This is a genomic window from Listeria sp. ILCC797, assembly GCF_900186185.1.
In the GTDB taxonomy this organism is placed as follows: Bacteria; Bacillota; Bacilli; order Lactobacillales; family Listeriaceae; genus Listeria; species Listeria goaensis.
On record NZ_FYBS01000001.1, the window covers coordinates 101,106 to 114,524 of the forward strand.

Below are 13,419 nucleotides of genomic sequence, written 5' to 3' on the forward strand. Positions count from 1 at the left end.
TGAAAAACAATTATTTTACATTATTTTGTAAAAAACAGGCTTCGTGGTAAAATAGAAGAAGTGAAACTTACAACGTGAATGGAAGGTTTATAAAATGGAAAAAGTAGCGAAAAATTTAAGTGAAGTCTTACCAGAATTAATCATTAAAAAACAGGAAAGTCTTGCTAACTATACATATACAAAAACTGGTGGTCATGCAGATTTATTTGTGATGCCAAAAACAAAAGAAGAAGCGCAAACCGTTGTGAAATTTTGTCATGATGAACATGTGGCACTCACAATTTTAGGTAACGGTTCGAATTTAATTGTAAAAGATGGCGGTATCCGAGGTATCGTCTTGTATTTAGATTTATTAAATAAAGTGGAGCGACGGGAAACAACGATTTATGCGGGGAGCGGTGCCAAATTAATTGACGTATCACGTTTTGCACGCGATGAGAGTCTGACAGGACTTGAATTTGCTTGCGGGATTCCTGGTTCAGTTGGCGGTGCACTTTATATGAATGCTGGGGCATATGGTGGCGAAATTAGCGATTGTTTAGAAGGCGCAACAGTTTTAACAATGGCTGGCGAATTGCTCCACTTAGAACGTTCAGAATTAGCGGCGAAATATCGCCATAGTACCATTGCAGAAAAGAAATTGATTGTGCTTGAAGCTGAGTTTAAACTGGCGCTCTCGGAAAAACAGCCAATTGAAACGAAAATGGCCGAATTAACCGAGGCACGTGAATCCAAACAGCCACTTGAGTATCCTTCATGTGGCAGCGTATTTAAACGGCCACCAGGATATTTTGCCGGTAAACTTATTCAGGATAGTCAGTTGCAAGGGTTTCAAATTGGTGGTGCACAAGTTTCTAAAAAGCATGCCGGCTTTATCGTAAATGTTGGCGAGGCAACCGCGACAGACTATATGAAGGTCATCAAACACGTACAAGCAACTGTAAAACGCAATTTTGACGTCGATTTAGAAACAGAAGTCCGAATCATTGGGGAAGATTAAAGTGTCAGACTTGCGATGTATCTTTTAAAAAGATGGCTGTTTGCGGGGAAGTTATTTGTTACAATGGGATTGTTACTATTGTATGGGAGGACTATATTTGGAAAGTTTATTTGATTTTTTCAGCAAAAAAAGCACGCGACGTGTGTTAGTTTTTATGTTAGTCGTTTTTGTTTTGTATTTGCTCCGCAGTATGATGGATATTATCCTATTAACATTCATCTTTTCATTCTTAATTACAAGACTAGAGAACTTTATTTTAAAACGGATTTCCATTTACCGACAAATTATTGTGCTCATTTTATATGCCTTAATTGCGCTCGGGCTCACATTTGTTGTAGTCAAATACATACCAGTTCTAACCGAACAAATTGGGCAACTGGTGAAATTTGCTAATACTTTCTTTACACAGGATTCAAACAATGATTTCATTAACTATATCGTTACGATGGCGAATCAAATTGATATTATGAAATATACAGAGCAAGGCGTTCAAATGGTTGTCACGTATTTAACGAATATAAGCGTGGTTGCCTTTAACGTATTCATTGCCCTTATTTTAAGTCTGTTTTTCTCTTTAGGAAAAGATCAATTAATCACCTTCACTAATCAATTTGCGACCAGTAAAATTTCGTTCGTGTATGATGAGATAAAGTACTTTGGTACAAAATTTGTTGGCACTTTTGGTAAGGTGATTGAAGCACAATTTTTGATTGCCGTTGTGAATTGTGTCCTGACGACAATTGCTTTATGGATTATGGGATTCCCACAACTATTAACGCTTTCGATTATGGTGTTCTTATTGGGCTTAATTCCGGTTGCCGGTGTCATTATTTCGATGATTCCGCTCACCATTATTGCTTATACAGTTGGTGGTTTCCAATACGTCTTTTATATTTTAATTGTGGTTGTGATTATTCATGCGCTTGAATCTTACGTTTTAAACCCTAAATTAATGTCTGCTAAAACGGATTTACCGGTGTTTTATACATTCATCATTTTGATTTTTGGAGAGCACTTCTTTGGCGTTTGGGGACTAATTGTTGGGATTCCTGTCGTGATGTTTTTCCTAGACGTATTAGGGGTTACCGACCAAGCTGAACATTTACTTGAGAAGAAACCGAAAAAAGCGGATAAAACCTAGGCTATGTGTCTAGGTTTTTTTATTTGTTTTTGATACAATGGGAAAAGAAAGAGGTGCGTAGTATTGGATAGACATTTGTTTATAATTTCTTTTGATGCTTTAGGCGCAAAAGATTTGGAAGATATTGAAAGTTTACCAAATTTTAAAAAGATAAAGGAACAAGGCACTCACGTTAAAAAAGTTCGCTCAGTTTATCCTTCACTTACATATCCAGCTCATACCTCAATTATAACGGGGCATTATCCGCTCGCTCATGGCATTGTAAATAATACAAAAATTCAGCCTGATAAAGCTTCGCCTGATTGGTATTGGTACAAAGATGCTATTAAAGTTCCGACATTATATGAACTGGCGAAAGCGAAAGGATATAAGACGGCTTCTTTTTTATGGCCTGTTGCTGCACAGAGCGGTATCGATTATAACATCGCGGAAATTTTCCCAAATCGTTTTTGGTTAAATCAAGTGATGGTCTCTCTTTGGGGGAGTTCGCCACTTTTTCTTTTAAATATGAATAAAAAATACGGTCATTTGCGAAATGGGATTGAACAGCCGCAATTGGATGATTTCATAACGGCTTCAGTCATTGATACGATTCAAACGAAGAAACCGGGTCTTTTAATGGCGCACTTTGTTGACATGGACAGCATGCGGCATCGCTACGGAGTGACTTCAGATGAAGCGAAATCAGCGTTACAAAGGCACGATAAACGATTAGGGGAAATCATTGAAGCTACCAAAGAGGCTGGTATTTTTGAAAAAAGTGTTTTTGCGGTTTTAGGTGACCACTATCAAATTGACGTCGACACGATTTTGCGCCTTAATATTTTGTTCGCGGAGTATAACTGGCTTAGCGCTGGCAATGACAATAAAATAGAGACGTGGCAAGTATATGCGAAAAGTTGTGATGGATCTGCTTATATTTACATAAAAAATCCTGAACTTGAAAGTCAAGTTTTCGAAGTACTGCAAAGTTTACCAGGGATTGAGAAAGTATACAATTCAACGGAAATCATTCGCTTAGGTGCAGACGCGGAAGCGACATTTATGGTAGAAGGGGTCCCTGGCTGTTATTTCATGGATAACATCGACGGCCCACTCGTTGAAGAAGTGACACCAGAGAAAATCGGGCAGCCAGATTACTACAACGCCGTGCATGGGTATCACCCGCAGAAAAAAGATTACGAAACGACTTTACTTCTAAGCGGTCCGGGAATAAAACGCGGAAAAGAAGTGGAGCAAGCCAGTTTAATTGACGAGGCGCCAACCTTTGCAAGAATTTTGGGCTTTAAGATGCCAAAAGTCGAAGGGCAAGTCATCACAGACATTTTTGAGGGAGAATAAGTGAATGTTTACAAAAGAGGAGAAAAGTTGGATACTTCAAGATTGGGCGAATTCCGCCTATTCCATTATGATTACGACGGCGATTTTGCCGATTTATTTTAAAAGTTTAGCATCTAGTGCTGGAGTAAGCGATCATATGTCAACGGCTTACTGGGGGTATGCGAATTCAATTGGGACTTTGCTCATTTCTTGTTTGGCACCGATTCTTGGGACGATTGCGGATTACCAGTTTTTCAAAAAAAGATTCTTTAATATTTTTACGCTTTTAGGGGTTTTATGTACGGTTTCATTCGTTTTTGTGCCAAACGATGGCTGGTTTATTTTGCTTGGGCTTTATGCGCTATCTCTAATTGGTTTTTCGGGCGCGAATATTTTTTATGATAGTTTTTTAGTTGATGTGACGACGAATGACCGGATGGACCGGATTTCGTCAGCAGGCTATGCGTTTGGCTATTTGGGAAGTTCGATTCCATTTGTGATTTTTATCATTTTAAAAGCAACAGGAATACTGCCCATTAGCGAAGTGGCTTTAGTGAACATCGGTTTTCTACTTACAGCGATTTGGTGGCTTGGTTTTACGGTTCCTTTCTTTAGAAATGTTCATCAAAAGCATTTTCTGGAGCGAGTGAAAAATCCAGTACGCACGAGTTTTAAGCGTTTATTTACGACACTTCGGCAAATTAGCCAATACCGCACGATAGCGCTATTTCTAATCGCTTACTTCTTTTATATTGATGGTGTCGATACCATTTTTCGAATGGCGACATCATATGGCATTGATTTAGGGATTACGGACACAACGTTAATCATCATTTTGTTGGTCACGCAACTGATTGCTTTCCCGTTCACTATTTTTTACGGCTTTTTAGCCAAGCACTTTGGGGCGAAAAAGTTGATTCTCGTCGCCATTTTCGTCTACCTTATCATTTGTGTTTATGCAGTGTTCATGAAAACAACGCTTGATTTTTGGATTTTAGCAGTGCTTGTAGGAACAAGTCAAGGCGGCATTCAAGCACTGAGTCGTTCTTTTTTCGGGAAAATTATTCCAAAAGAGCGGTCAAATGAATTTTACGGTTTCTACAATATATTTGGTAAATTCTCCGCGATCATTGGCCCTGCACTAATGGGTATCATCACACAACTGACTGGAAATACCTCTTATGGTGTTGCCAGCTTAATCGTACTATTTTTAATTGGCGGGATTTTATTTTTATTTGTACGTGAGGAACGAATTTAAATTTTCTTTAAATCCTTTTAACGAATTGTTTATAAGTTAGCGCTATACTAATATAAACCATTCAAGTTAGGAGGAAACAAAATGAAAAAAATAGCTTCTATCGGAATCTTACCTTTTGTTTCCGTAGCGCTAGCGCTTTATCTTTACGTCTATTATTTTAAAGGCTGGCTATTATTTTACTTACATCACATTATGGAAATATATAGTTTTGTAGATTACATCGTGATTGGACTAACGGCACTTTTTATTTATCTCATCGGCGTACAGCTGATCGAATGGAATTTTAATAAGAAGTTAACGATTTTAGCCTATATGTTATATTTTGCTAGCTTGATTGTCCTATTATTTGGTAAAGCTAGTCATGTTCAAGGCTTTTCTTTTGAAACTTTTGATTTTATTTTTCCATTTTTAGAAGGGAATTTACGCGTCATTACGACAGGGAATATTTTAGCTTTTATTCCAATCGGCTTTTTATTTTATAGATGGAACTTTATTAGCACTTTACTAACAGCCATCATCTTAATTACGTTAGTCGAAAGCACTCAATTTATACTCGCCGTCGGTTTTTTTGATACAGGGGATATCTTTTTAAATGTGCTAGGCATTATGACTGGATATTCATTAATTCGTTTAAAAGTATTTATGACAATGAAAAAGAAAATCATAAAAAGTCAATGAAACTATTGGCTTTTTTTTGCGTATAAATGGCATAAGAAGCCCCTTTTTCGTGAGAGTGCTCTTTTTTATAAAAAAATTTAAACAAAAAGTGTTGACGAATCTACTACTTTGTATTACTATATAGTTGTACCTAGTAATACAAAGTAGAGAGGTGGACCTTATGAAAGGATTGACAGAACTGTTAAAAGGTGTCTTAGAAGGCATGATCCTCCAGAAAATTTCTAAAGGAGAAACATACGGTTATGAAATCACTAAGTATTTGAATGATTTAGGTTTTGATGAAATTGTCGAAGGTACTGTGTATACGATTTTAATGCGTGTAGAAAAGAAAGGCCTTGTAGAAGTTGAAAAGAAAAAATCCGATGTAGGACCTGCTAGAAAGTTTTACACGTTAAATGATACGGGTAAAGAAGAATTAGCAAGTTTTTGGAAACGTTGGGATTTTATTGCAGCTAAAATGGTAGAGGTAGAAGGAGGGGAAGCGAAATGATGAATTGGTATAAAAAATACCGCGAGGAAAAGCGTGCCTATAAAGCTTATAAAAAACGTGTTGCTGCCTTACCAACTGAGTATCGCCGTGTCATGGAGGGCATTCAAACGTATTTATGGAATTTCGCAAAAGGCTCAGGCATGATGGATATTTTAACGAGTGTTCTTGAAATGTTTGAAAGTGCCGTAGAGGACCAGCTAGATGTACGCGATGTTGTTGGTGATGATTTGGCAGAGTTTGCAGACAATTTATTAAATGAATTTCCAGAAGAAACTTGGATGGAAAAACAACGGAATGCACTTAGAAAAACGCTTAAATAGAAAGGAGAGGCTATGATGCCTATTATCGATATTCGGAATATTAAGAAAAATTTCAAAAAACAAACAGTTTTAGAAGATGTGAGCATTCAAGTAGAAGCAGGTAGTATTTATACATTGCTTGGTGCAAATGGTGCTGGAAAAAGCACATTGCTTAAAATTGTGACAGGGCTTTTAAATAGCGACGGAGGGAAAGTTGAAATTGACCAACTACCAGTTGATAAAGACCCGCGCGAAGCACAAAAAGTGTTTAGTTACAATGCCCAGCATGCAAGTGTTGACGAGGTATTAAGCGGTCTAGAAAATTTAGTACTGATTGGTAAGCTACGACACGTTTCAAATCCTAAAGCCGTTGCACTCTCCCTTTTAGAGCAATTTGGCTTGTTAGATGCGAAAGACAAAATTGTTTCCACGTATTCAGGGGGAATGAAACGAAGACTCGACTTGGCTATGAGTTTAGTAGGAGATGCTAAAATTTTATTTTTAGATGAACCTACAACAGGTCTTGATCCAAGTAGCCGCCTTGATTTGTGGAAAGTAATTCGGGAACTCCAAAGTAGTGGGAAAACCATTTTCTTAACGACGCAATATTTGGAAGAAGCCGATCAATTGGCAGACACCATAGGCTTTTTGAAAGATGGAAAGATTATTGCAACCGGAACGCCTAAAGAAATGAAACGCTTGGCGGGTGAGAACAGACTACATTTGACTTTCTCCCCAGAGGATTTAAAGCAAGCAAAAGAAGTTTTGATAGATTTCGAACCAAAAGTGCTTGCCCCTGAACTAATTTCTATTGAACTGACTGAAGAAATGACAACTATTTTGAATATTTTAAAAGTGTTGAACGACCATCACCTTGAGCCGACTGATTTTGAGACAATCCGTCCTACGCTTGACGATGTATTCGTGACACTGACGAAAGGGTGAACAATAATGAAAGAGTATTTCAGTGATATTTTCGCGCTATCAGGGCGCATTATTAAACACAACTTACGTAGTATTGATACGATGATTACAGTTGTGATTATGCCAATTATGATTATGCTAGGTATGGTATATATTTTCGGTGGTTCCGTGCAGATTCAAGGTTTATCCCATCAAGATTATGTGGATTACATTATGCCAGGGATTCTGCTTATTACAATTGCGTCAAGCTCAGCCTATACATCGCTTCGAATAAATCTCGATAAATCGGCAGGAATGTTTGAACGTTTTAAATCAATGCCAATCGCGAAGTCAGCAGTTTTAGGTGGACACGTGTTAGCATCTGTTATTTTTATGATGATTTCCTGTGCAGCAGTTCTTTTAGTAGGACTACTAATTGGTTTCCGTTCAGATGCAAACTTCGGAGAATGGCTACTCATTATTTTACTCCTTGTTTTATTCGCTTTTATGTTAACATGGCTCTCAGTCCCGTTTGGCTTAATGGCAGGGAGTATTGAAGGCGCAGGCGCATTCTCTTATGTCATCTTAATGCTCTTATTCGTTAGTTCAGCATTCGTTCCAGTTGAAGGAATGAACAAGTTTGTACGGATTTTTGCAGAAAATCAGCCGATGACACCAATTATTCAGACGTTGCGTGACCTATTTAACGCCCAGCCGCTTACGAGCGATGCTTGGCTATCACTTGCTTGGATTGCTGGTTTACTTGTTATTTCTTACATCGCAGGTATGAGAGTTTATCGGAAAGTATAATTAAATCATAAAAAAAACCATTCCAATTGGAATGGTTTTTTTTATGAATAAATTCACTATATTGTCATAGAATTTTAAAATCTATACGCTAAGCTAAAAATACTGAAGTGGCAAGGAGGAATTATAATGAGGAAAAAATCGCTTATTTGGACAATTATCATGTTAATAGGGCTAAGTAGCATCGTTTGCGCCTATCTCTTTTCCCAAAGTCTTAAAGCAGAAGCTGATCAAAATGAAGATAAAAAAACAAAATTTAGTTTATCGGTTGCAACTTCAAAAGATGTAGAAGTACTTGATTATAGTAATATCGGAATAAACGCCTATCAAGATATTTTCAATACGGCTAAACAAGCACAAATTGCTCAATTAATTGCAGCAAAAAAAGCAGCAGGTCACTATAAATTCCCTCAAATTTTAGCATTATCAAATCCGTATTTAACGAATACAACGAGTGTATACATATATTTTGAAACTGAGAAAGTCAGTAAAGTAAGTTACCAAATATCTGCAGCAGGTTATCCCGATTTTGTAGGAGAGGCAAATAGTTCAGAAAATGAATACGAAACAACACATGAATTCCAAGCGATTGGCTTTGTAGCAGGTGTTAAAAATACCATTACCTTAACAGTAACAGATAAGGAGGGAAATGAAACGACAAAAACATTAACCTATACACCTCCAAAATTAGTAAGTAAAGATAAAAACACATTAGAAGTCACTGATGGGACAAGCGAAAAAGCCTTAACAAGCGGTTTGTACACGGTGTTTGGTGATAAAAATGTATCACAAAGAGCCACTTACTTAGTGGATAACGACGGTATCATAAGAGGCGAATATCCCATTCTTTCTTATAACTCTATGCGTTTTGTGTTTGATGAGCAGTCCATGTATTACGGAATTTCAGCAGAAAAAATCGCTCGAATTAATCAGTTAGGGCAAGTTGAACAAGTTTATGATGTAGGAAGCGCGGGCTATAACTTACACCACGACTTTACTTTGGATAAAGAAGGCAATTTATTAGCGCTTGCAACAAGTGAAGAAGCAGAAGAAAAAGACAATTTGGTAGAGGACAGAATTGTTCAAATCAACACTAAAACAGGTAAGGTCAAACAAATTGCTGATTTTAAAGCGTTGCTACCTGATTTATACCAACTGGCAACCGGAATTGAGACTATCACAAGCTATGCAGGTAAATGGGATCCCATTCATTTAAATACAATTCAATATGTTGAAGATGGTAGCATTATTGTTAGCTCACGAGAAACTTCTACAATTATGAAGCTCAGTAATATCGAGGACGCCTTGTCAATCGATTACTTTATTTCAGATGAGAGTGTTTGGAAAGGTGTAGGGAATTATTCTAACTTTGTACTGGAAAAAGAAAGCGATTTTGTTTCACAACTCGGTCAACATTCGGTGACATATGTTGAAGATGCCACATTGGAAGAGGGGCAGTATTATTTATATATGTTTAACAATAATTCAAAAATAATGGATTCCCGAACAAATTTCGATTGGTCGGCATATCCTGATAGCTTCTCTGACCAAAGTACTGATGGTGATTACAGTCGCTATTCTAAATATTTAGTTGATGAGAATAAAGGCACGTATGAACTGGTCGACTCATTAGAAGTCCCGTACTCTGCCTTTGTGAGTAGCGTTCAAGAAATGGGGGATAATCTACTCGTGAATCCAGGATTACAAGGTATATTTACTGAATATGACAAAAATCATCAAGTTATTCGTACTTATCAATTAAGCGGAAACGGAGTAACCTCTTATCGCGTGTATAAGTATGATTTTAAAGGATTTTATTTTAAATAAACTAAGCAAGCGTATGACTGTCGTTAATCGAGAGTCATACGCTTTTTAGCAATTACTTTTCAGAAAAATACATAAAAAGTGTATAAATTCACTGTATATGTGGTCGTTTAAGACGAAAAATGGGGTTTCTGGGGAAGTTTACGTTTTTGACACTTAATTTGTGATATAGTGAACATGATTCATCAACATCACGGTGAATCAATTTATCATCTTTTGGGATGATGAAAACAAACTCAAAGAGAGCCTTTTGGAAGGGGCTCTTTTTGGGGTTCCATTATTGTAAAATTACGTAAATGATGTGGTATAATAGCAAAGTGCCCAAAACAGGGCGAGCTGTTTAAAATAAGGAGAGATCAACACTAAATGACACATGCACTTGAAATAAAAGACTTAAGAAAAGTATACGCAACTGGCGTAGAAGCTTTACGTGGAATTAATTTAGTTGTAGAAGAAGGTGATTTTTACGCTCTACTAGGTCCAAATGGTGCCGGAAAATCAACAACAATTGGGATTATTACATCACTTGTCAATAAATCATCAGGCAAAGTGAATGTATTCGGTTATGATTTAGATACAGAATTAGTTCGTGCCAAGCAACAAATCGGTCTAGTTCCACAGGAATTCAACTTTAATCCGTTTGAAACGGTGCAACAAATTGTCGTAAACCAAGCTGGTTACTACGGAGTTTCCCGCAAAGAAGCGCTTAAACGCAGTGAAAAATATTTAAAACAATCCGATTTATGGGAAAAACGCAATGTACGCGCCCGTATGTTATCAGGTGGTATGAAACGTCGCCTAATGATTGCCCGTGCACTCATGCATGAGCCTCGCTTGCTTATTTTAGATGAACCAACTGCCGGTGTGGATATCGAACTTCGACGTGAGATGTGGAAGTTCCTGAAAGAGCTGAACGAGCAGGGAACAACGATTATTTTAACGACACACTATTTGGAAGAAGCAGAGATGCTTTGCCGTAACATCGGGATTATTCAGACAGGCGAACTAATCGAGAACACCAGCATGAAATCGCTACTCGCGAAACTCCAATTTGAAACGTTCCTTTTTGATCTGGCACCTTATGATAAAAAGCCTGAAATTGCTGGCTATAAAAGTTTTTTCGAAGACGAGTTAACACTCGCTGTTGAAGTGGAACGCAATCAAGGAATCAACGAAATATTTGAACAGCTCTCGAAACAAGGGATAAATGTTCTTTCGATGCGAAATAAATCCAATCGCTTGGAAGAACTGTTTTTGAAAATCACAGAAGAAGAGCACCGAGTGGAGGAGAAACATGTTTAATCTATATTATACAGCCTTAAAAAGCTTAGCCGTAAAAGAAACAAACCGTTATATGCGTATTTGGGTGCAAACCTTAGTACCACCAGTCATTACGACATCGCTTTACTTTGTCATTTTCGGCAATTTAATCGGTGGAAGAATCGGGGAGATGGGGGGATTCTCCTACATGGAATTTATCGTGCCTGGCCTAATCATGATGTCAGCCATCACAAGTTCCTATTCAAACGTGTCATCTTCCTTTTTCTCACAAAAATTTCAAAAAAATATTGAAGAATTGCTAATCGCGCCAGTGCCCACACATGTTATCATTTGGGGCTTTGTCATTGGCGGCTTAGGGCGAAGCATCCTCGTGAGCGCACTCGTTACCATGATTTCCCTTTTCTTCGTACCTTTACAAGTGTATTCTTGGTCTATTATTATCATTTCACTTCTGATGACGGTTATTTTATTCTCATTGGCAGGCTTATTAAATGGTATTTTCGCTCAATCTTTTGATGATGTATCTATTGTACCAACCTTCGTCTTGCAGCCATTAACGTATCTTGGCGGGGTATTTTATTCCGTTGCTATGCTACCACCGTTTTGGCAAGCAGTTTCAAAAATCAATCCCATTGTTTACATGATTTCAGGATTTAGATATGGTTTTCTTGGAAAAACCGATGTATCGCTTTGGGTTTCAGTGGGCATTCTTGTGCTCTTTATCGCCGTACTTTACTCGATTTGCTGGTATTTGATTGAAAAAGGGCGCGGGTTGCGAAGTTAAACAATTTGGAGCATCTAGAAAAGCAATTCTAGATGCTCTTTATTAATTCATGTGTAAAACACCCATTTTTATACCTAATTAATGTGCAATTTTCGTATTTTGTTCACAGCTTTTACGATATAAAATATGCTATTATATAAGTATTCACCAGGCGTTGCAAGACAGTTACCAACTCATTTCTGTCACGAAAAACCGACTTCTTACATTAGAAGTCGGTTTTTCTATTGTTACGTTAAATAATTTGTTTTGTTTATAAGTATTAGTGGAATAATTTACATATTAGGCGAGGAGTTGAAAGAATGAAGGGGAAGAAGATAATCTGGTTCGTTGTTAGCGGCTTTTTGATGCTAGTTGTTTTAGTTTCAGTCGTATTAGTAAAACATCAAGAAGCTGTGCAGGCAGTAGAAGAAAAAGAAGAGGCAAGAAAAGTGGCATTGGAGCAAGAAATGGCATTAGAAAAAAATGCGACTTCTGCAGTGGAGCGCTTATTTGCATCTGAAACTGAAGAATTATTGAGTGACACGTATTCCGAAGATCTTAAAACGAAGGCTGAACAACTTGTGCAACAATTGGCTAATAAAAAAATGAAAGCCAATTTAAAAGGAAAATTAACTCGCGTAGATAAGTTTGTCAGCCAGATTTCTGCAAACCAATTGAAAGTGAATACGTTATTTTCAAATGAGCAGAAGAAAACATTAGCGCAAAATGTAACTCGTGAAGACATTAATAGTGTGAAAAAAGCTGTGACTAATGGGACTTTACAGACTAAATCAAAAAAAGAACAGCTGGCAGATGTACAAAAAGCGTATGATTTACTTATTCGGAACGAAGAATTGCAAAAAGCAGCTACAAGTAGTTCAGCTGAAAGCCAGGCAGACAAAAATTCGAATGATGTTCAATCTTCGGCCAAAGAGTCTGCTACAAGTGTCCAAGAAAGTCCGGAATCGAAATCAAGTAAATCGAATTCCAATAATTCTTCCGGTGCACCATCAGCATCAAGCACGAACATACCGACTGTTGCAAAAATGAAGCTTGCTTCACAAACGAATCAGATTATTACTGTCGTAGCCAGTGGAACGAGTGCAAATGTGAAATTTTGGGAAAAATCAGGCGAAACATGGAAGCAAGTATTTTCTACTTATGGCCAAGTCGGTTCGCAAGGCGTTGGTTCTGCGGATGAATACCATAGCAGGACACCTAAAGGGGCTTACTCCCTTGGTTTTGCTTTTGGAACAAGCAATCCGGGTACATCTTTAGCATTCAGACAAATTACCAATCAAAGTTACTGGATTTCAAATGTAAAGGATAATCAGTACAACACTTGGCAAGAACGAAATTCATCTAGCAGTGCTGATGAACATATGGCAAGTTATCCGGTGCAATATCGTTATGGCGTTGTGATTAACTATAATACAAGCCGAACAAAAGGCGCAGGATCAGGTTTTTTCTTGCATTGTAGCAATGGTGCGCCAACTGCTGGCTGTGTCGCTATACCAACAAGTCAAATGGCAACAGTTTTACAAAAATTGCATAGCGGCGCTTATATCGTAAACGTAACTAGTGAGCAAGAATTATTGCAGTATTGAAGTACAAATTTATTTTTACTTTTTAATCAAATAAGATGTTCAGCATGA

At 37.5% G+C, this 13,419-nt stretch carries 13 protein-coding genes; all 13 read left to right on the forward strand.

What is annotated here, in order from left to right; genetic code table 11:
- Positions 1-94: 94 nt before the first annotated feature.
- The 13 genes from murB (at position 95) to BN1609_RS00585 (ending at position 13,371) form a co-directional block, all read left to right on the forward strand.
- Complete coding sequence (gene murB, locus BN1609_RS00525) at positions 95-1,000, forward strand: UDP-N-acetylmuramate dehydrogenase (protein ID WP_088808955.1); 906 nt, start codon at positions 95-97, stop codon at positions 998-1,000.
- 97 nt (positions 1,001-1,097) lie between these two features.
- Positions 1,098-2,141 carry an AI-2E family transporter gene (locus BN1609_RS00530; RefSeq protein ID WP_255377273.1) on the forward strand — a complete coding sequence of 348 codons (1,044 nt, stop codon included), beginning with the start codon at positions 1,098-1,100 and terminating at the stop codon, positions 2,139-2,141.
- Between the two features lie 63 nt (positions 2,142-2,204).
- Positions 2,205-3,482 carry an ectonucleotide pyrophosphatase/phosphodiesterase gene (locus BN1609_RS00535; protein WP_088808953.1) on the forward strand — a complete coding sequence of 426 codons (1,278 nt, stop codon included), beginning with the start codon at positions 2,205-2,207 and terminating at the stop codon, positions 3,480-3,482.
- A 4-nt stretch (positions 3,483-3,486) separates the two neighbouring features.
- Positions 3,487-4,719 carry an MFS transporter gene (locus BN1609_RS00540; RefSeq protein WP_088840394.1) on the forward strand — a complete coding sequence of 411 codons (1,233 nt, stop codon included), beginning with the start codon at positions 3,487-3,489 and terminating at the stop codon, positions 4,717-4,719.
- Between the two features lie 81 nt (positions 4,720-4,800).
- Positions 4,801-5,397 (forward strand): VanZ family protein, encoded by a 597-nt coding sequence (locus tag BN1609_RS00545; protein WP_088840395.1) that lies wholly within the window; start codon positions 4,801-4,803, stop codon positions 5,395-5,397.
- 160 nt (positions 5,398-5,557) lie between these two features.
- Complete coding sequence (locus tag BN1609_RS00550; protein WP_088808950.1) at positions 5,558-5,887, forward strand: PadR family transcriptional regulator; 330 nt, start codon at positions 5,558-5,560, stop codon at positions 5,885-5,887.
- Entirely contained in the window at positions 5,884-6,207 is a 324-nt protein-coding gene (locus tag BN1609_RS00555) for a DUF1048 domain-containing protein (protein ID WP_088808949.1), read from the forward strand. The genes BN1609_RS00550 and BN1609_RS00555 overlap by 4 nt, the downstream gene beginning before the upstream one ends.
- 15 nt (positions 6,208-6,222) lie before the next feature.
- Complete coding sequence (locus tag BN1609_RS00560; protein WP_088808948.1) at positions 6,223-7,131, forward strand: ABC transporter ATP-binding protein; 909 nt, start codon at positions 6,223-6,225, stop codon at positions 7,129-7,131.
- Between the two features lie 6 nt (positions 7,132-7,137).
- Positions 7,138-7,899 (forward strand): ABC transporter permease, encoded by a 762-nt coding sequence (locus BN1609_RS00565; protein WP_088808947.1) that lies wholly within the window; start codon positions 7,138-7,140, stop codon positions 7,897-7,899.
- Between the two features lie 126 nt (positions 7,900-8,025).
- On the forward strand, positions 8,026-9,723 hold the full coding sequence (locus BN1609_RS00570) for an aryl-sulfate sulfotransferase (protein ID WP_088840396.1): 1,698 nt from the start codon (positions 8,026-8,028) through the stop codon (positions 9,721-9,723).
- A gap of 363 nt (positions 9,724-10,086) precedes the next feature.
- On the forward strand, positions 10,087-11,022 hold the full coding sequence (locus BN1609_RS00575; protein ID WP_088808945.1) for an ABC transporter ATP-binding protein: 936 nt from the start codon (positions 10,087-10,089) through the stop codon (positions 11,020-11,022).
- On the forward strand, positions 11,015-11,785 hold the full coding sequence (locus BN1609_RS00580; RefSeq protein WP_088808944.1) for an ABC transporter permease: 771 nt from the start codon (positions 11,015-11,017) through the stop codon (positions 11,783-11,785). Before BN1609_RS00575 ends, BN1609_RS00580 begins: the two co-directional genes overlap by 8 nt.
- A gap of 299 nt (positions 11,786-12,084) precedes the next feature.
- Positions 12,085-13,371 carry a toxin Cry1Ac domain D-VI-related protein gene (locus tag BN1609_RS00585; RefSeq protein ID WP_088840397.1) on the forward strand — a complete coding sequence of 429 codons (1,287 nt, stop codon included), beginning with the start codon at positions 12,085-12,087 and terminating at the stop codon, positions 13,369-13,371.
- Positions 13,372-13,419 lie beyond the last annotated feature (48 nt).

Coding starts and splice junctions, on each gene's coding strand:
- murB (WP_088808955.1), top strand. CDS start 95: ATGGAAAAAGTAGCGAAAAATTTAAGTGAAGTCTTACCAGAATTAATC.
- BN1609_RS00540 (WP_088840394.1), top strand. CDS start 3,487: ATGTTTACAAAAGAGGAGAAAAGTTGGATACTTCAAGATTGGGCGAAT.
- BN1609_RS00545 (WP_088840395.1), top strand. CDS start 4,801: ATGAAAAAAATAGCTTCTATCGGAATCTTACCTTTTGTTTCCGTAGCG.
- BN1609_RS00550 (WP_088808950.1), top strand. CDS start 5,558: ATGAAAGGATTGACAGAACTGTTAAAAGGTGTCTTAGAAGGCATGATC.
- BN1609_RS00555 (WP_088808949.1), top strand. CDS start 5,884: ATGATGAATTGGTATAAAAAATACCGCGAGGAAAAGCGTGCCTATAAA.
- BN1609_RS00560 (WP_088808948.1), top strand. CDS start 6,223: ATGCCTATTATCGATATTCGGAATATTAAGAAAAATTTCAAAAAACAA.
- BN1609_RS00565 (WP_088808947.1), top strand. CDS start 7,138: ATGAAAGAGTATTTCAGTGATATTTTCGCGCTATCAGGGCGCATTATT.
- BN1609_RS00570 (WP_088840396.1), top strand. CDS start 8,026: ATGAGGAAAAAATCGCTTATTTGGACAATTATCATGTTAATAGGGCTA.
- BN1609_RS00575 (WP_088808945.1), top strand. CDS start 10,087: ATGACACATGCACTTGAAATAAAAGACTTAAGAAAAGTATACGCAACT.
- BN1609_RS00580 (WP_088808944.1), top strand. CDS start 11,015: ATGTTTAATCTATATTATACAGCCTTAAAAAGCTTAGCCGTAAAAGAA.
- BN1609_RS00585 (WP_088840397.1), top strand. CDS start 12,085: ATGAAGGGGAAGAAGATAATCTGGTTCGTTGTTAGCGGCTTTTTGATG.